A 19,301-nucleotide genomic window follows, 5' to 3' on the forward strand; every position below is an offset into this window, starting at 1 on the left:
AGCTCATGCCGAAGGTTAGAATGCGGCAAACCAGGAAGAGTCAATGACCGAACATCCCCTCTCGGAAGCCGAATACGACGCCATTACCGATGCCGCTGCCCATTGGTGCATGCGTTTGCATGCCGTCGATTGCACCGATGCCGAACGGCAGGCGTTCAAGCAATGGCACGATGCCGATCCCCTGCATGCTTTCGAATACGAAGCCATGCTGGAGATCTGGGCTGTTGCCGATCATCTGCCGCGCGTCGAGTCGGCGCCAGCCGCCCCAGCACGCCGCAGCCGGTCGCGCTGGAGTCGGTTGGCGGTCGCCGCTGCGGTGTTCGTAGTCGGCATGCCGCTGGCCGCTTACACCGGTTGGAACCTGGGCTGGGTTGCCAATTCCTACCAGCGCTTCGAAGCCGGCGCAAGCGTACGCCATGTCACCCTGGGTGACGGCAGTCAGGTCGAACTCAACCTGGGCAGTGAGCTGGTATTTGCCAACTACAAAAACGAACGCAGGGTGACGCTGAAAAAGGGTGAGGCGTTTTTTGACGTCAGCCACGACAAACAGCACCCGTTTGTCGTTCGGGCCGGCCAAGGCCAGGTGCGCGTGACCGGTACTCGCTTCAACGTATGGATGTACCAGGACCAGGTCCGGATCACGCTACTGGAGGGCTCGGTGAGGGTGACCAGCAACCAGGCGAACCCCCGTGACGGCCTGCCGCTTTCCCCGGGCATGCAGGCAAGCTACAAGGCCGGCGACCAGCAACCGCAAGTTCGTGAGACAGACCCCAACGACAGTTCGCTGGCGTGGCGCAACGGCAAGCTGGTGTTGGATAACCTCGCCCTGAGCGATGCACTGCCGCTGATCAACCGCTACCTCGACCGGCCCGTCATGCTGGCCGACAACAGCACCGGTGGCTTGCGTATCGGTGGTGTCTACAACATCAGCGAAGTGCAGAACCTGGTGCCTTCGCTGCCCAAAGTCCTGCCGGTCTATCTGACCCGGAACAAGGACGGCAACCCGGTCCTCAACTCCATCGGGCAACGACCGGCCACGAACTGAAAGCTTTTCTCTGTGGGAGCAAAGCTTGCTCGCGATAGCGGTGGGTCAGTCTGCTTTGATGTTGAACATGCCTCCGTCATCGCGAGCAAGCTTTGCTCCCACAATTTGGATCGGTGCCAGCCTGCGATTTCCCGGCCAACACAAATCCCCTGTGGGAGCAAAGCTTGCTCGCGATAGCAGAGGGACAGCTTGCCACGATGTTGAATCTGCCGCCGTCATCGCGAGCAGGCTCGCTCCCACAATTTGGATCAGTGCCAGCCTGCGATTTCCCGGCCAACAAAAATCCCCTGTGGGAGCAAAGCTTGCTCACGATAGCAGAGGGACAGCTTGCCTCGATGTTGAATCTGCCGCCGTCATCGCGAGCAAGCTTTGCTCCCACAGTTTGGATCGGTGCCAGCCTGCGATCTCCCGGCCAACACAAATCCCCTGTGGGAGCAAAGCTTGCTCGCGATAGCGGAGGGACAGCTTGCCTCGATGTTGAATCTGCCGCCGTCATCGCAAGCAAGCTTTGCTCCCACAGTTTGGATCGGTGCCAGCCTGCGATTTCCCGGCCAACACAAATCCCCTGTGGGAGCAAAGCTTGCTCGCGATAGCGGTGGGTCAGTCTGCCTTGATGTTGAACATGCCGCCGTCATCGCGAGCAAGCTTTGCTCCCACAATTTTGATCGGTGCCAGCCTGCGATTTCCCGGCCAACAAAAATCCCCTGTGGGAGCAAAGCTTGCTCGCGATAGCAGAGGGACAGCTTGCCTCGATGTTGAATCTGCCGCCGTCATCGCGAGCAAGCTTTGCTCCCACAATTTTGATCGGTGCCAGCCTGCGATTTCCCGGCCAACACAAATCCCCTGTGGGAGCAAAGCTTGCTCGCGATAGCGGTGGGACAGCTTGCCTCGATGTTGAATCTGCCGCCGTCATCGCAAGCAAGCTTTGCTCCCACAGTTTGGATCGGTGCCAGCCTGCGATTTCCCGGCCAACACAAATCCCCTGTGGGAGCAAAGCTTGCTCGCGATAGCGGTGGGTCAGTCTGCCTTGATGTTGAACATGCCGCCGTCATCGCGAGCAAGCTTTGCTCCCACAATTTTGATCGGTGCCAGCCTGCGATTTCCCGGCCAACACAAATCCCCTGTGGGAGCAAAGCTTGCTCGCGATAGCAGAGGGACAGCTTGCCTCGATGTTGAATCTGCCGCCGTCATCGCGAGCAAGCTTTGCTCCCACAATTTTGATCGGTGCCAGCCTGCGATTTCCCGGCCAACACAAATCCCCTGTGGGAGCAAAGCTTGCTCGCGATAGCGGTGGGTCAGTCTGCCTTGATGTTGAACATGCCTCCGTCATCGCGAGCAAGCTTTGCTCCCACAATTTTGATCGGTGCCAGCCTGCGATTTCCCGGCCAACACAAATCCCCTGTGGGAGCAAAGCTTGCTCGCGATAGCGGTGGGTCAGTCTGCCTTGATGTTGAACATGCCTCCGTCATCGCGAGCAAGCTTTGCTCCCACAGTTTGGATCGGTGCCAGCCTGCGATTTCCCGGCCAACACAAATCCCCTGTGGGAGCAAAGCTTGCTCGCGATAGCGGAGGGACAGCTTGCCTCGATGTTGAATCTGCCGCCGTCATCGCGAGCAAGCTTTGCTCCCACAGTTTGGATCGGTGCCAGCCTGCGATTGCCCAGCCAACAAAAATCCCCTGTGGGAGCGGGCTTGCTCGCGAAGGCGGTGGATCAGTCTACATCCAGTTTGAATGTGACCGCACACAAGCGGCTATTGCGTCGCCACCCTGCCCGTCTCATCACGCTCGCGGATAATCAGCGCCTGATAGTGCGGATCGGCCTTGATCTGCTGTTCAGTGAATGGCAGCACACTCCACTGCTTCTGCGAAAAGGCCTGGGTCTGGTCCGTCGAATACGGCGATGCCGGGTCGCTGGAGAGGGAGAATGCCAACAATCCCAGGGCCTGCGGACCTTCGCCGTCAAACGTCACCACTTGCAGATAGCTGGTCCCGCTGACCACTTCCCACTTGCCGTTCGCCCCGGGCACACTCTGGATCGCGTTGTAGATGCCCAGCTCCCCGGGACCGCCGTGAATCGGTGTCTGGCGGCTGCCGCTGCTGGCCACCTGGACGTCTTGCCATTGGCTGTTCTTCGACAACCCGGCGACCTTCACCGCCTCCACCGAAGCCAGCATGGCATCGCGCACGGCCTTGAGTACTGCCGGCCGCTCGACCGCCAGGCCACGCGGGGTGTGTTGCGGATCTTTGGGATCGAAGGCGACGCGCCATGAATCAGGTACCGCCTGCAACCGGTCCATGATGTGCTGGAAATGCACGAACCCCAGGCCGCTATTCAGGCCGGCCTTGCGATCCCAGGCCTCGAGGCTGGCACAAGCCTCGACCAATGCCGAAGCATCGGCCCCCAGGTCACCGGCGCACACGCCGAGCAGGTCCGGCATCACCTGGTCAGCCAGATAAACCTGGTCGTCCATGACCATGCGCTGCAAATCCTCCACCTTCACCGGCCCGTTCTTGGCCAACTGGCCCATCCGGTCCAGTGCAAAACGCGCCCGCAGTCCCAGCGGCTGACCTTGCTGGCTGATCAACGGGGAGTAACCGGACAGCGGCTGCGCAGGGTTGACCATCCAGGCCGAATCGTTGGAGTTCTGCACATAATCACGGCGCAGCAACTGCGGAAGCCTGTCGGCGGCATAGGTGCCTTTTTGCACGGCTTTGGAATCGATGCCCCAGGCACACTCGCTGCGAGAGCCATCCAGCACGATCAGTCGCAGCCCGGCCCGGGGATCGCTGCACCGGGCCAGTTTGTCGGCGTCGACGTTCGGCACCACCGACACGTTCATGTAAAGGCTTTGCCCCTGGTCGTCCACCGCCAGGGTATTGACCCAGGGAATGCCCTGAATCTTATGGACGGCGTCCTGCAGATCCTTGAGCGTGACCGCCTTGTTCATGGCGTACCACTGGGCCAGCACGCGATCGTTTTCCAGGTTCGCGTCCCGCAGGCTGTAGGCGAACCGGTTATCCCAGTCCAGCCGGCCAGGCCATTGCACGATCGGGCCGAACTGTGAGCCATAGACCACTCGGGAGACCGTCTGCACCCGGCCGTCAGGTTGCTTGACGTCTACCGCGACCGTTTGCTGGCTCATCGGCACAGACTTGCCGTCGAGCAGATAGCGGGTCGGGTCCTTCGGATCGAGTTGCAGGCGGTACAGGGTGAAGTGTTTCGAGCTGTCGACGGTGTGGGTCCAGGCCAGGTGCTGGCTGAAACCGATGTTGATCATCGGCAGACCTGGCAGCGCCGCGCCCATGACGTCCAGCTTGCCGGGAATGGTCAGGTGCATCTGGTAGAAACGCATGCCGCCTACCCACGGAAAATGCGGGTTCGCCAGCAACATCCCACGGCCATTGAACGAGCGCTCGCTGCCGATGGCCAACGCATTGCTGCCGCGCTCCAGGGCAAAACGCTGCTGCCGGGTTGCGGCGGCCGCGAAACCGGTGACCGGGGTGCCCGCGAGTGCGGTCGCCTGGGGCGGTTGCGCGCCGGCCAGGGCCTCGGCGAACTGGCCGACGCCCCCTTCCACCAACAGCCGGCGGGTCAACTTGACCAGGTCCAGCACCGTGATCGGCCGTACCCATTCGCTGGCACATTGTTCGGGCAGGCCTTTGGCCTTGCGTTCGACCAGCGCACGGTTGTAACCCGCCACGTAGCCTTCGACCAGTTGTTGCACCTGGGGCGTCTGGGCCTGCCAGAAACCGGAAACCGCTTGTGGCGTGTTGAGCCAACTGAAGAACAGATCGCTGACGCGGTTCTCCCGCTGCTCGAGCGTGACCTGCTCCGGCCCGAAATAGCGCGAGCGCTGGGCGTTGACCGTGACGATCTCATTGGCCAGCAGGCACAGGTTGTCCTGGGCGTAGGCGTAGCCGATGCCATAACCCAGCCCACGTTCATCCTGCGCCCGGATATGCGGTACGCCAAAACGGGTGCGACGGATCTCGGCACTGGCCTGCTGCCCATCGTCCTGCGCATTGACCACGGGGCTGAGCCCGAGGGCGATCCCCAGAAAAGCGCCTGCGAGGCCAACCCTCGATAACTGCCCGGACATTCTCACGTTCACTCCTGATGAAAACTTCAGAAACCAGGACGGCTACCGGTGCGACAGAAGACAAACACTCGGCCCGCCTGGGAAATCACATGCCGCGTGCTGAACCGGAATGTGCCTACCTTGAAAACGAACCGGATGAAAAAAAATTAATGGCTGGCGGCCTTTTGAAAGCGAGGGTTTGACGCAGCAAGGGCATTTTTTTCACATAACGGCCCTCATGATTGTGCGTCCTCGTTCGTCCTATTACAGGAGAGTATCCGTGACCTTTTCTGATCAGGCTGGTAAGGAGTTTTTGCATGCGTAACGCGCAACTGCCCATGGAGGGCAAGCCAAGGGCGACCGGCGTCTCGCTGAACGCCCCCCACCGTGTATTCGACAGGCCGGCGGAACGAGGCGGCAATGACCACATCAGGCGCTTGCTCAAGAGCTTCGGGCTCAGGACCAGCCTGATTCGTCTCAAAGTCATCGACGCGCTGCTCAAGGCCGCCCACGAAAACCGCAGCCTGGGCGTGCGCGGGGTGCACAGCCAGTTGTTGGGGCTGGACATTCCATTGTCCTTTCTCAGCGTGCGCGAGGTTTTAAAGCGCCTGTGCAGCGAGGGCGTCGTCACCCTCAATCCGGATAAAAGCTACTGCCTGCACCCCAGTGCGATGGCCGTGCTCCAGGCCGAGGATTGAAGCCGTCGCTCAGGACTTGACCTTGCGCCGCATCACGCCGTTGATCACCACCACGATGACCGCCACGGCAATGGCGATGTATTGAAACAGCTGCTCGCTGATCATGCCCTTGCCCTGCATCCACGACAGTCCAAGCATGATTGCCAGGACGACGAGGACGATCAGAATCGAGTATTTCAAACGTTGCGAATGAGTCATTTGCCAGCTTCCTGAAGTGATTCCCCTCTGCATCGCATTTGCATCTCGGCACTGCTTCACCTTTTTCGTTGCGCGATGCAAGCAGGACCCTATGGTACAGCCCTCGCGCATTTTCGCGCGACTGTAGTCGTAGGCACTGATGACCTGCTTTCATCGGGCACCGGATTATTAAGCAGCCGCCGTAAATACCTTCTGAAGGATTCATCCTACAAAAAAAGTTCCGTTTTCCCTCGCTCATACAGGGGAAGTCGCCTTACGACCGTGGACGTCACCAACGTAATCTCGAAAAAGAAGTGATTTCTTCTTTCCGAAAGCCAGCGTTGGAAACCCATGCAAAATCAGCCGATCATTTTTTCGTCCACTCGCCTGGCAGGCTTCTGCCTGGCAATCGCCGTTTTTGAACTCCTTACCTATATGGCCAGCGACCTGGTCATGCCCGCCATGCTCATGGTGACCCGGGATCTGGATGCATCCGCCGATCAAATTCCCTACGCATTCAACTTGTACCTGTTGGGCGGCATCCTGTTGCCATGGCTGATCGGCCCACTGTCGGATCGCCATGGACGGCGCCCATTCATGCTGGTCGGGTGCGCCGGATTCGTGCTGGCTTGCGCGGCGATCACCCAGGTCACCAGCATGCAAGGTTTCAATGGGCTGCGCTTGATCCAGGGGATGGGGTTGGGTTTTGTGATCGCGGTCAGCTATCCGGCCATTCAAGAGGTCTTTTGCGAGTCTACTGCGGTGAAAGTCATGGCGTTGTTGGGCAACCTGGCCCTTCTCTCGCCCCTTTTGGGACCGTTGGCTGGGGGATGCTGCTGCAATGGCTGTCCTGGCGTGAGCTGTTCATGTTGCTGACCGGCCTCGGGATGTTGAGCTGGCTAGCCTTGTGGTGGTTCATGCCGAGAAATAGCGACGCGGCTCGACTCCCCGATAACACTCCGACTACCCAACCACTCGACATGCGTTCGCTGGTCCGGCGATACGGCGCGCTACTGGGCCATGTGGGGTTCATGTCGGCCAGCATCGCGCTAGGGTTGATGAGCCTGCCGCTGATTGCCTGGATCGGCCTGTCTCCGCTGCTGTTGATCCAGGGCCAGGGCCTTTCTCCATTGCTCTACGGTATCTGGCAGATTCCGGTTTTCTCGGCAGTCATCCTCGGCAATCTGATGCTCAACGCCCTGGTGGAGCGAGTCGGCGTGCGTCGGGTGGTCGGCTACAGCCTGCTGCCCTTCTGTACCGGCCTGATCGCTTTGGTCGTTGCCAGTCAATTCGATCTATCGCTTGCCGTACTGGTCAGTGCCCTGTCGCTGTACGCGATCGGGCTCGGCATGGGCAACGCCGCGCTTTACCGACTGGCGCTGTTCACCAGCGACGACAGTAAAGGGCTGGTCTCGGCCATGGTCGGAATGATTTCGATCGCGGTGATGAGCGCGGCGAGCTCGCTGCTGGCGCTGCTGGGCGCCGGGGCGAGCCTGGAATCCTTCGCGTTGATGGTCGGCATCGCCGGCCTCGGTTGCTTGATTGCATTGCGCCTGTTTTCGGCACAACCCGCCGCTCACGTCTGAATTTGCCTGCCCTGAGGACTACCTGATGACTCACTTTCCCCATGCCGATGCGCTGTGCGCATTGCCCCAGCCCTATGGCTACGATTCGGTGCCGCCGGGACTGTTCGATAAAGCCATGGCTGAAATCAGCCGGTTTCATTGTCAGCACACGCCCGGTTATGAACATTGGCTCAACGCCAACGGGTTATGCATCAATGACTTGGAGCATCTGACTGACTGGGCGCGACTGCCGCCCATCTACGCCAGCTATTTCAAGCAAAGATTGCTGCTCAGCCCTACCGCTGAAAACGCACTCGAACTCACCTCCTCCGGCACCAGCGGCCAGAAAAGTCGTATGCGCTATGACGAGCGCAGCATGATGGCGGCCCAAGGCATGGTGGCGAAAATCTTCGAACACTACGGCTGGTCCACGCCTGATTCGCCCTGCAATTATCTTCTCTTCAGCCACGAGCCCGAAGCGGCCAACCAACTCGGCACGGCATACACCGATCAATTCCTGTGTCGCTTCGCGCCGGCCAATCGCGTTGCCTACGCCTTGCGTCGCACCGGAAAAGGTCATGAATTCGATGTGTTCGGCGTGATCAGCGCCCTGCAATCCTTCGCCGAAGAAGGCCTGCCGGTGCGGATCTTCGGTTTTCCGGCATTGTTATGGCACGTACTTGAACGCATGCAGCAAACCGCTGTACAGGACCTGAAGCTTGCCCAAGGATCACTCGTCTTCCTGGGGGGCGGTTGGAAGAAGCAGGCTGCCCAGGAAATCCCTCGCCATCAGGTCTACGCACGCATCACCCGGCAGTTGGGCATCGAGGCCCATCGGTGCCGCGACGGCTACGGCGCGGTCGAGCACGCGGTGCCTTACATCGAATGTGAACAGCATCGGTTCCACGTACCGGTCTACTCGAAAATCTTCGTGCGCCACCCCAAGGACTTCAGTGTCCAGCCGCTGGGCGAGCCAGGGTTGCTGTCGTTCGTCTCGCCCTACATCTCATCCAGTCCGGCGCACGCCGTGGTGATGAGCGACCTGGCGACGCTGCATCCGGCCGATTGCGAGTGCGGTCTGCCAACCGAGTGGTTCGAATTGCACGGGCGCGCCGGCACCAGTGCCAGCCGAAGCTGCGCCATGGCCGCCGCCGAATTGATCAAGGAAAACTGATATGTATCTCATCAACGGTCAACTGAGCGCCGAATTGACGCTCGATGCAGCACTTGAACGCCTGCAGGCGCAACTGCCCGCCCTCCTGGACTGCCCGCCCCGCATCGAAGAGGTGCTCGATTGCGCAGACGCGTTCGTACAAATGCTGCAGATGTCCGACCAAAACCCAATGCTCGACGAGGAACAGCGTCAGGCGCTGATTGCCTTCTGTGGCCGCACCCACCTGGGCCTCAAGCTTGAGCGGGAACTGGGTTCGGCCCCACGCTCGTTGCGGCGGATCGATTACGGCGATGGCCCGTTCGAAAGTTGGCAGCCCCTGGGGCTTGTGGTGCATGTGACGCCGGGCAACTCACCCTTGTTGGGATTCTGCGCGGCGCTTGAAGGCCTGTTGGCGGGTAACGTGAACTGGCTGCGCCCCAGTACTCGTGACGGCGACCTCACGGCGCGGCTGCTGGCTGCGTTCCTGGGGTGCGACTCAAGTGGCCGGTTGCGCGACTACTTGGCTGTATTGCCCGTGCCCTCCCACGAAACCGGTCGCCTTTTCGCGCTGGCACAGGGCATCAGCGCCTGGGGCGGCGAAACAGCCCTGACAGCGTTACGCGAACAGGTTCCAAGTGGCTGTCGCTGGATTGATTGGGGACATCGCATCAGCTTCGCCTATATCACGCCTCTTGCGGCAAGCGCGCAGGCGCTGGACAACCTGGTGGACGAAATCTGCCGCCTCGATCAGCAGGCATGCTCCAGCCCGCAATGGCTGCTGGTGGACAACGACGAGCCTGCCCGGATACAAGCATTGGGCGACGCTCTGGCCGCTGCTTTCGAACGGCGCGCCGGACACTGGCCCGCCCTGGAAACCACCGCGGCCGAAGCATGTGAAATCACCACCCGAACGGCACTGGCCCGCCTGGATTACAGTTTCGCAGGTCAAACCGGTCAGGTCTGGGCAGGTAACGGCTGGCGCATCCTCTGGGAACATCACCGCGAACTCCAACCTTCACCACTGTTTCGCACGCTGTTGCTACGGCCAGTGCCTGAAGGAATGCTCGCTGAAACTTTACTGCCATGGCGCAATGTGCTGCAGAGCTGTGCCCTCATCTGCGAACCGGAACGAGTACCCGCACTGGCGCGCCGCCTGATAACCGCCGGCGTAACTCGCGTGACCTCCACCGCGCAGATCCAGCAGGGCTATGACGGTGAGCCCCACGATGGCGTCTATGCGTTACAACGATTGAGTCGCCGGGTATCGGTCGGCCTCGAAGCGGAAGTTGCCAGTCACCGCGTGACGCTGGATGCTTCCCCTGGCGCGTTATCGCTTTGCCCCTCGACGCCGATCCTGGACAAGACCGCGTTCATGGCCTTGCCTGCGGCCCCTCAAGCGCAACTGTTCTTCCGCTCCGGCGGCAGCAGCGGCGCCCCCGTGCTGTCCCCCTACAGTTACCGGGATTTCGAACACCACATGCGCGCCGCCGCCGACGGACTGCGCGCGGCGGGCCTGGACCCTGCGCAGGATCGGGTCATCAATCTTTTTTATGGCGGCAGCCTGTACGGCGGATTCCTCAGTTTCACGAAAATCCTGGAACAGATGAAGGTCGTGCATTACCCCATGAGCGCACCATCGGATGACACCTTCGACGAGATTGCGAAGCTGATTGTCGATCAGCGAATCAACACGGTGGTCGGCATGCCGAGTACCTTGCATCGCCTGTTCTCCAGCCAGCAGCCGGTGCTGCAAGCGTACGGCGGCGTCCGCAAAGTCATGCTGGGTGGCGAGCACCTTGGGCAAGACAGCCACAGGTTATTGCAGCAGTGTGGCGTCGCACGCATTTGCTCAGCCATCTACGGCACCGTCGACGCAGGCCCCCTCGGTCATGCCTGCATCGCCAGCGACAATGGCGTGTTCCACCTCATGGACGGCATTCAGTCCTTGGAAATCGTCCATCTTGAACAGGATAAGCCGGTCGCTCCCGGGGAAACCGGACGCATGCTGTTCACCTCTCGCATACGCCAGGCGCGCCCCCTCCTGCGATATGAAGTCGGCGATCTGGGACGCTGGTTACCCGGCCCCTGCGCTTGTGGCCTGGAGTCGCCGAGATTCGAGTTACGCGAGCGCCACGGTCGCCTGGTACGCATCGCCACGGAGCTCATCAATACCCAGGAACTGGCCGAACGGGCGCAAGCAGCCATTCAAATCGTGCTCGACCATGGGAGTGGCGGCTGTGAACGCTTGCTGATTCGCACCGATGGCGACGCCGAAACGGTTCGACGCCAAGTGCTGGAGCTAGCACCGCTGCGCCTATCCGTCGATGCCACGCTGCTGGTCCTGGAAGTCCATTGCTGTCCGGTGGAGCACTTCGAACGTAATAAACACAGCGGCAAAGTCCCGCTGGTGATTGACCGTCGAATCCTGGCCAGTTGATCTCGCCCATTTTCGATAAGCAAACCTTCAAGCCTTGAGAAAATCCTGATGAGCGCTTCATTAGCCTATGAGCAATGGTTCAACCATATCCGCACGCACTCAGCGTTCTATAACACTCAGCTAAGCCACTTGCCCGTCCAGGGATGCGACTTCGGACAATGGCCGATTGTCGATGTAAATGAATACTGGAAAGGCAGCCATGACCTGGATACCTGGCGAGTACTGACCGATAAAGTCAGGGATGCGCTGGTTTTCAAAACCGGCGGCACGACCAGCCAAGGCAAAATGTCGGTGTACACCCACGCTGAATGGCAGATGATGCTCGACTGCTTCGGTCGCAGCCTGTCAGCCCAGCTGGTTGCAGGGGATCGAATCGCCAATCTGTTTTTTTCCGGAGACCTGTACGCCAGTTTCCTGTTTATTCACGGCGCCCTTTGCAGCTTGAATGTACCTATCACCGAGTTTCCCTTCACCGGGTCGGTAAAACTTGATCCCTTGGCCGAGGCCATCGCCGACCACCGCATCAATGTGCTGGTCGGCGTGCCTGCCCACTTGTTGGCATTCGCCAGCCATGTCAATGGACAGGGGCGAACGCTGCCACAGATCACCACCGTCCTGTTTGGCGGCGAGAACCTGTTCGAAAGCCAGATGCCGACCTTGAAGCGGGCATTTCCGCGGGCACGCTTTGCGTCGATCGGATACGCCAGCGTGGATGCCGGCCTGGTAGGCGCCAGCACAGCCGATTGCGACTTGGGCGAGCATCGCGTGTTCGACGAACAGACACGGGTGGAGATTATCGACGACCTGAGCGGTGAGGTCATCGATGCCTGCGGTCAAACCGGAAACCTGGTGGTGACCAATTTCACCCGGACCCTGATGCCCATCGTCAGGTACCCGGTGGGAGACCGGGCCAGTTGGTGCGAACCTGTCGGTACGCCACAGCGCAAGTTCGCCCTTCAAGGGCGCAGCGCACAAAGCCGTCGAGTACGGGTTGGCGTGTTGTCGCTATTCCCTGAAGAAATCAGCGGCATCGTCCGGCGCGTGGGCGGCAATCTTCAATGGCAGTTGATTATCGAGCACGTCCAGGATAATGATCACCTGCTACTCAAGTGGCTGCCCGATGCACAGGCTGACGCTGACCAAACACACTCGCGAGCGCTGAAGGACGCCTTGATCGAGCAATATCCAGGAATCGATAAACTCGACCTGAGTGTCCAGGCTTGTGCTGCGCAGGACCTGGAACGTCATCCCCGCTCCGGCAAGCATCTGTCGATCATTGATCGTCGGGTCTACGGTGCGCTGCCAGCAAGGAGCATCGGATGAGCCACTTGGTCATCAGGCCGTTCAGGCCGTCGGACAGTGCCGACACCTGCGAGCTGTTCCGCCGAGTCTATGGCGATCACTACGTCTCGCCGGACGTCTACATGCCGCAGATGATCTGCCAACATAATCTGCAGGGGCGGTGGCACTCGTTGGTCGCCATGATCGACGACCGCGTGGTCGGTCATGCTGCGCTGTGCCGCCAACAGTTGGCGACCCAAGATGCCGAGCTGGCGCTGGTGGCGGTGGATCCCGACTCGCAGGGCGGACAGATTGCCACGCGGCTGGGACAGCAACTCCTGGACCGTTGTCAGGCGCTCGGGCTTGCCAGGCTGTCGATCAAACAGGTTACGAGCCATCCCTACAGCCAACGACTGTCCCAACGGCTTGGTTTTCATGATGTCGGCCTACTGCCCGACTTCGTACCCTCGCCGTTCGCCACGGACCAGGCCGAAACCATCGTGATCGGCTGTCAGGCCATCGGTGGGGACTTTCGACCGCTGCCGCCTGTCCAGTGGCCCGCACCCTGCCAATGGCTAATGACTCCACTGGCTTCGCAGTTCGGGACCCTCCACGACGACACACCACCGGGGATTCAACCGTTACGGATAAATCATTTGCCCGGACGAGTCGACATCTTTGCCGAACGCATGGATGTCGGCCTCGTCGGGCAGCTGCGACAGCTGCCAGCCCATTGGCCGCTTTCAATCCGACTCGGACTCGGTCGGCACTTTTGCACTGACTACCACCTGCTGCGCACCGCTGGTTTCTTCTTCACAGGAATAATGCCCTGCGACACTGCGCAAGGTTGGCAGGCGTTGTTCCACCGTGTGTCACAGCCGCGCAAGCTCAATCTGGAGTCCGCCTTCATGCAACGTCTCCACGATGAATGGCAGGTCCACGCCCAAGCCTCGAAAGACACGCAAGCCAGCTCGGCCGCCTGACGCGACGTCCCCCCGCTTCGCTCAAGCTATCGGCATGGACGCCGATACAACTTGGTACGCCCATCCCAACTGTTTCTGAACGTCGCCCTCGCGCAAGGAACACACCAACATGCCATCACTGCGCACCATTCAGGCCCGCTACACGCTGTTCCTGGTTCTGTTCATCCTGGTGTTATCTATCCTGACCGTTGTCGGCATCAGCTACTTGGTCGCACCGAAATTGCGTCACACCGAGGAGCAAGTGGCGCTGAACCGCATTGCCGAGGTCGCCGAGCAGATCCAGGGCGAACTGAACAAAGTCCAGGCCCAGCAACGCAGCATCACCCAGACCATCCCGCTGCTCGACAGCGATGCCATCGACAAAGTGTTGCCGGGGCTGGTGGATCAGTATGGCGAGCTGAAAGTCTTCGGCGGCGGGATCTGGCCGTTGCCCAACCAGCGGGCCGAGGGGCGCAACAAATTCAGCACGTTCTGGCACCGCGACGCGTCCGGCAAGCTGGCGGTCAATACCTTCTGGAACAGTGACGCCGCGCCCAACTATTACGAACAACCCTGGCACAAAGGCGGCATGGCCACCCCTCCTGGCAAATGTGCCTGGGCCGCGGCCTATAAAGATGACGCCAGCGCCGAACCACGCACCAACTGCGCCATGGCCATCCAGAAAAACGGCGTGCCTTACGGTGTTTCCACCATTGACGTGACCCTGGGCTTCTTCAATGACCTGGTAGCGCGCAAGGAAGCCGACCTGGGCGCCGAGATGCTGATCGTCGAGGGCGACGGCAAAATCATCAGCAACAGTTCGCGCATCAGTGGGCCGATCGTACTGAAGAACATCAGCGAACTGGCGACCACCTCGCCATTCGCCACCCAGGTCAAGGCGGGCCTGGCCAAGCGCGACCAGCCCCTGCAACGGGTCGAGTTCGACAACAAGGGCGAGGCCAGCACGTTCTTCATGCGCCCTATCGAAGGTTCGCCGTGGTTCCTGGCGACCGCCTTGCCAACCCGCCTGATCACGGCCCAGCGCGACGATGTACTGAACACGCTTAGCCTGCTGCAGATCCCGATGGTGATCCTGCTGGTGTTGATACAGCTTTACGCTATCCGTCAGTTGACCCACCGCATGAAGGTCCTCAAAGGCAACATCGACGCCTTGTCCACTGGCGATGCCGACCTGACCCGACGCATCACCATCCGGGCCGAGGACGAGCTGGGAGCGATCGGCCATTCGGTCAACCGCTTCATCGCTTACCTGCAAAGCATGATCGGCGAAGTCACCCAGGCCACGGGCGCCATGGCGTCGAGCCTGGGCGATCTGCAGCGGACCTCGGCCCACACCAGCGAAATCCTGATGCGCCACGCCTCGGAAACCGACCAGACCGTGACTGCCATTACCCAGATGAGCTCCACGGCTGAAAGCGTCGCGCAAAACGCGGCCGAGACCGCGGCGTTCACCCAACGCGCCAATGAGCATGCCGATCGCTCCCGCGTGGTGGTTGGTGAGGCGTCCAACAGTGTGGTGGCTCTGATCGATGAAGTGGCCAGCGCCACCCGCAAGGTCGAAAGCATGCAACAGGATGCCCAGCGCATCACCGAGATCCTCGGCGTCATCGGCGCCATCGCCGGGCAGACCAATCTGCTGGCCCTCAACGCGGCCATTGAAGCCGCCCGGGCCGGTGAGCAAGGCCGTGGTTTTGCCGTGGTGGCCGACGAAGTACGCGCCCTCGCTGCCCGCACCCAGGCCAGCACATCGGAAATCAACGAAATGCTGGCCCGCCTGACCCAAGGCGTGAGTTCGTCGGTCGCAGCCATGGAAAATACCCAGGCCAGTTGCCAGTCAGCCGCCGATGCCACCTCTCGAGTCAACTCGGGCCTGGACGAAATGGCCGGCTCCGTCAGTCAGATCAACAGCCTGAGCACCCAGATCGCCACCGCCGCCGAGCAACAGAGCGCGGTGACCGAGGAGATCAATCGCAGCATGGTGCAAATCCGTCACATGGTGGAGGAGTTGGTGGAGGGCGGCCTGGCCAGCGAGGCCAATACCCGGCAACTGCTGGAGGCCAACACGCGTGTGAATGCGATCATGGGGCGGTTCAAGGTGCGCTGAGGCGTCTCCATTCTCCTGTGGGAGCGGGCTTGCTCGCGATGGCGGCCTGACAGCCGGCCTGGCTCCCCCGGTCGTACACCCATCAGACCTGTTTGAGCAGGACCTGTGGGAGCAAAGCTTGCTCGCGATGGTGGTGGGTCAGCCTCCATGGGTGTCGAATGGGCTGATGCCTTCGCGAGCAAGCTCGCGCCCACAGGACTTTATTCACCCCTGCAACCTGACAATTCTGTAATCCCCGCCTCAGCCCCCCGTCAGCTCGCGCTCGCTACTCTGTTATCCTCCCTCCAAACCGTTCGATACGAGACCACCGCCATGGCCCATCCCCTGCACCTGCTCGCCTTGAGCGCCCTGTTCATGACCACCCTGGCCCAGGCGGCCGAATCGGTCACCATTGATGTACACCGCGATGCCAATTGCGGCTGTTGCAAAAAGTGGATCTCGCATCTGCAAGCAAACGGCTTCAAGGTCAACGACCATGTCGAGGCCGACATGAGTTCGGTCAAGCAACGCCTGGGCGTGGCGCCGAACCTGCGTTCCTGTCACACCGCCGAGATCAACGGCAAATTCGTCGAAGGCCATGTCCCGGCCGACCAGGTGCTGGCGCTGAGCAAGCGCGATGACCTGCTCGGTGTCGCCGCGCCGGGCATGCCCATGGGCTCGCCCGGCATGGAAATGGACGGCATGAGCGATGCCTACCAGGTCATCGGCTTGAAGAAAGACGGGACCCAAACCGTAGTGGCGGATTACCCGGCGCACTGATGGGCGAAGCCTATATCGGCTTGTTCCTGGCGGCTTTCGGTGCGGCGACCCTGTTACCGTTGCAATCGGAGGCCGTGTTGGTTGGCTTGTTGCTCAGCGAGCGCCATCTGGTCTGGCTGTTGCTGGCGGTTGCCACGCTCGGCAATGTCCTCGGCTCGCTGGTGAACTGGTGGCTGGGCTCGCGGCTGGAGCACTTCAAGGATCGGCGCTGGTTTCCTGTCAGCCCGGCCCACCTGGACAAGGCTCGCGTGCATTACCAACGCTTCGGTCACTGGTCGCTGCTGCTCAGCTGGCTGCCGATCATCGGTGATCCGTTGACCCTGGTGGCCGGGGTGATGGGCGAACCGTGGCGGCGTTTCCTGTTGCTCGTAAGCCTTGCCAAGGGTTTGCGCTATGGCGTTCTCGCCCTGGCGACCCTGGGCTGGATGGACTGAACGTTCTGGCTGTTGGGTTGCCTGTGGTTAATGTCGCCATAATCGGGCCGCGCCAGGATCGGCGGCGGCCACAAGGAGATTGACCATGCCCCGCACCACCGCGCGCTGGTTGCCCAGCCTGTTCCTCACCGCCGCCCTGCCCCTGTTCGCCCAGGCCGCCAACCCGCCCGAAGGCCCGGCCTACGGAGCGCAGTTGGAGGGTTTCGAATACCCCTACACCCTCAAGCACTTCGCCTTCCAGTCCCAGGGCCAGTCGTTGCAGATGGGTTATATGGATGTGCCAGCCCAAGGCAAGGTCAATGGCCGCACGGTGGTGCTGATGCACGGCAAGAATTTCTGCGCCGCCACCTGGGGCGATTCGATCAAGGTGCTCAGCGAAGCCGGATACCGGGTCATCGCGGCGGATCAGGTCGGCTTCTGCACATCGAGCAAACCCGAGCATTACCAGTACAGCTTCCAGCAACTGGCGAGCAACACCCAGGCCTTGCTCAAGGCCCTCGGCGTACAGAAAGCCGTCCTCCTCGGCCATTCCACCGGCGGAATGCTCGCCACCCGCTACGCCTTGCAGTTTGCCGACGAGGTCGAACGCCTGGCCATGGTCAACCCCATCGGCCTGGAAGACTGGAAAGCCTTGGGCGTACCCTATCGCACCGTGGACCAATGGTACGCGCGGGAGCTGAAAGTCAACGCCGAGGGTATCCGCAACTATGAGCGCACGACCTATTACGCAGGCCGCTGGAAACCTGAGTTCGAGCGCTGGGTAGACATGCTCGCCGGCTTGAACAAGGGCCCCGGTCATACGCAAGTGGCGTGGAACTCGGCGCTGATCTACGACATGATCTTCACCCAGCCGGTCTATTACGAGTTCAAGGACCTGACGGTACCCACCCTGCTGCTGATCGGCACCTCGGACACCACCGCCATCGGCAGCGACATCGCGCCGCCGGCGGTCAAGGCCACGCTGGGTCATTACGAGGTATTGGGCAAGCAGGCCGCCCGGCTGATTCCCCGCTCGACCCTGGTGGAGTTCCCCAATCTGGGGCATGCCCCGCAGATGGAAGAGCCGGATCGGTTCCACAAGGCCCTGTTGAGCTGGCTGGACAAACCCATTCCCTGACGAGGTGTTCCATGGCGGTGCAAATAGCAGTCATAGACGATTGGCAAGATGTGGCACGTGGCGTGGTGGACTGGTCGGTGCTGGACAGCGTCGGCCAGGTGACGTTTCTCCATGACTATCCCGCTGACCGCGACACCCTCGCCGAGCGCTTGCAGCGCTTCGAGGTGATCTGCGTGATGCGTGAACGCACCTTGTTCGACGAAGGCCTACTGCGTCGCCTGCCCAATCTCAAGCTGTTGCTCACTGGCGGCATGCGCAATGCCGCCCTGGACCTGAAGGCTGCCGCCGAGCTGGGCATCCAGGTGTGCGGCACCGACAGCTACAAGCATGCCACGCCCGAACTGACCTGGGCACTGATCATGGCCCTGACCCGCAACCTGGTGCAGGAAGCCAACGCCCTGCGCGCCGGCCTGTGGCAGCAAGGCTTGGGCGGCGACCTGCACGGCAAGACGCTGGCGATCCTCGGCCTGGGCAGCATCGGTACGCGGGTGGCGCAGTTCGGCCAGGTGTTTGGCATGCGGGTCATCGCCTGGAGCCAGAACCTCAGCGCCGAGCGCGCCGCCGAAGTGGGCGTGACCTACGTGAGCAAACAGGCATTGTTCGAGCAGGCCGACATTCTGTCGATTCACCTGGTACTCGGCGAACGTACCCGCGGCCTGGTGGATGCCCAGGCCCTGGCCTGGATGAAACCCGAGGCACTGCTGGTCAACACCTCCCGCGGGCCGATCGTCGATGAAACCGCCCTGATCGACGCGCTGCAACACAAGCGCCTGGCCGGCGCCGCCCTGGACGTATTCGCCCAGGAACCTTTGCCCGCCACCCATCCGTTCCGAACCCTGGATAACGTATTGGCCACACCACATGTGGGCTACGTCAGCCGGCAGAATTACCAGCGGTTCTATTCGCTGATGATCGAAGACCTGCTGGCCTGGGCGGCGGGCCAGCCGATTCGGTTGCTGACGCCGGCAGCCTGAACCTAAAGCATCAACACATCTTCCCTTGTGGGAGCGAGCTTGCTCGCGATAGCGGCGGACCAGTTGCAAGGTTTGTGACTGGCACACCGCTATCGCGAGCAAGCTCGCTCCCACAGGAGACATTGTGTTTTATTGGCCATCAAAACGCCTCCACCCCACCCGCCCTCCAATGGTGCATCACGCCATTCCATCGCGCACGCCGATGAAACAACGCCGTTCCCTTACACCCTTTTGGTTTCAGAGAACTGCACTTCGTCGGTGCGTATCCCCCTTTGTCATGTAAGAGATTGCCGACAAAAACCGTGATTGTCGGACAATGCGACGAACCGAGCCGCACCGCTCTACGTTCTGACCTAGACTGCCTAACCGGGGGGAAAACCAACCGGTCATCCAGACGAAAAAAAGTCGAAACTTTTCGCAACGGCGACAGGTCAGGTTAGAGGTAGGGCAACCGCGACTGGTGCAGTCCTTGCACTAGTCATTGCAACAGCTCCT

The 19,301-nt window shown here is 60.9% G+C and carries 14 protein-coding genes and 1 pseudogene; 13 read left to right on the top strand and 2 right to left on the bottom strand.

Translation table 11 applies throughout. The annotated features are described in order from the left end of the window. Nucleotides 1-43 precede the first annotated feature (43 nt). Nucleotides 44-1,045, top strand: coding sequence for a FecR family protein (locus tag KI235_RS16155; RefSeq protein ID WP_013693427.1), 1,002 nt, complete (start codon nucleotides 44-46; stop codon nucleotides 1,043-1,045). Between the two features lie 1,751 nt (nucleotides 1,046-2,796). Here KI235_RS16155 and KI235_RS16160 read toward each other — a convergent pair. Then, the gene (locus tag KI235_RS16160) at nucleotides 2,797-5,145 is read right to left on the bottom strand and encodes an acylase (RefSeq protein ID WP_212795157.1); all 2,349 of its coding nucleotides are present in this window, start codon (nucleotides 5,143-5,145) and stop codon (nucleotides 2,797-2,799) included. Between the two features lie 17 nt (nucleotides 5,146-5,162). Here KI235_RS16160 and KI235_RS16165 point away from each other — a divergent pair, with 17 nt between their 5' ends. Together KI235_RS16165 and KI235_RS16170 are read left to right on the top strand one after the other, a co-directional pair. Beyond that, complete coding sequence (locus KI235_RS16165; RefSeq protein WP_155252611.1) at nucleotides 5,163-5,327, top strand: hypothetical protein; 165 nt, start codon at nucleotides 5,163-5,165, stop codon at nucleotides 5,325-5,327. Between the two features lie 114 nt (nucleotides 5,328-5,441). Next, nucleotides 5,442-5,822, top strand: a complete 381-nt coding sequence (locus KI235_RS16170; RefSeq protein WP_003202132.1) for a hypothetical protein — start codon at nucleotides 5,442-5,444, stop codon at nucleotides 5,820-5,822. 9 nt (nucleotides 5,823-5,831) lie between these two features. On the opposite strand, the gene KI235_RS16175 is transcribed toward KI235_RS16170, so the two are convergent. Further along, a complete protein-coding gene (locus KI235_RS16175) occupies nucleotides 5,832-6,020 on the bottom strand; it encodes a hypothetical protein (RefSeq protein ID WP_003202135.1) in 189 nt (62 codons plus the stop codon). Between the two features lie 330 nt (nucleotides 6,021-6,350). Here KI235_RS16175 and KI235_RS16180 point away from each other — a divergent pair. From KI235_RS16180 to KI235_RS16225, 10 genes and pseudogenes are all read left to right on the top strand, one after another. Beyond that, nucleotides 6,351-7,585 (top strand): annotated as a pseudogene (locus tag KI235_RS16180) (MFS transporter). A 25-nt stretch (nucleotides 7,586-7,610) separates the two neighbouring features. Further along, nucleotides 7,611-8,738, top strand: coding sequence for an acyl-protein synthase (locus KI235_RS16185; protein ID WP_039012069.1), 1,128 nt, complete (start codon nucleotides 7,611-7,613; stop codon nucleotides 8,736-8,738). A gap of 1 nt (nucleotide 8,739) precedes the next feature. Beyond that, entirely contained in the window at nucleotides 8,740-11,154 is a 2,415-nt protein-coding gene (locus KI235_RS16190) for an acyl-CoA reductase (protein ID WP_028236837.1), read from the top strand. A 48-nt stretch (nucleotides 11,155-11,202) separates the two neighbouring features. Beyond that, nucleotides 11,203-12,477, top strand: coding sequence for an AMP-binding protein (locus KI235_RS16195; RefSeq protein ID WP_028236836.1), 1,275 nt, complete (start codon nucleotides 11,203-11,205; stop codon nucleotides 12,475-12,477). Further along, nucleotides 12,474-13,418 carry a GNAT family N-acetyltransferase gene (locus tag KI235_RS16200; RefSeq protein WP_003202142.1) on the top strand — a complete coding sequence of 315 codons (945 nt, stop codon included), beginning with the start codon at nucleotides 12,474-12,476 and terminating at the stop codon, nucleotides 13,416-13,418. Before KI235_RS16195 ends, KI235_RS16200 begins: the two co-directional genes overlap by 4 nt. Nucleotides 13,419-13,527: 109 nt before the next feature. Next, complete coding sequence (locus tag KI235_RS16205; protein ID WP_013693434.1) at nucleotides 13,528-15,522, top strand: methyl-accepting chemotaxis protein; 1,995 nt, start codon at nucleotides 13,528-13,530, stop codon at nucleotides 15,520-15,522. A 312-nt stretch (nucleotides 15,523-15,834) separates the two neighbouring features. Then, nucleotides 15,835-16,281, top strand: coding sequence for a DUF411 domain-containing protein (locus KI235_RS16210; protein ID WP_013693435.1), 447 nt, complete (start codon nucleotides 15,835-15,837; stop codon nucleotides 16,279-16,281). Continuing rightward, nucleotides 16,281-16,715: a YqaA family protein gene (locus KI235_RS16215; protein ID WP_003202147.1), complete on the top strand. Its 435-nt coding sequence runs from the start codon at nucleotides 16,281-16,283 to the stop codon at nucleotides 16,713-16,715. The genes KI235_RS16210 and KI235_RS16215 overlap by 1 nt, the downstream gene beginning before the upstream one ends. Nucleotides 16,716-16,800: 85 nt before the next feature. Next, entirely contained in the window at nucleotides 16,801-17,832 is a 1,032-nt protein-coding gene (locus tag KI235_RS16220; RefSeq protein WP_027911539.1) for an alpha/beta hydrolase, read from the top strand. A gap of 11 nt (nucleotides 17,833-17,843) precedes the next feature. After that, entirely contained in the window at nucleotides 17,844-18,806 is a 963-nt protein-coding gene (locus tag KI235_RS16225; protein WP_003202151.1) for a D-2-hydroxyacid dehydrogenase family protein, read from the top strand. The last annotated feature ends 495 nt before the right edge of the window (nucleotides 18,807-19,301 follow it).

Origin of the sequence: Pseudomonas sp. St386 (assembly GCF_018325865.1) — a bacterium.
Taxonomy (GTDB): domain Bacteria; phylum Pseudomonadota; class Gammaproteobacteria; order Pseudomonadales; family Pseudomonadaceae; genus Aquipseudomonas; species Aquipseudomonas brassicacearum.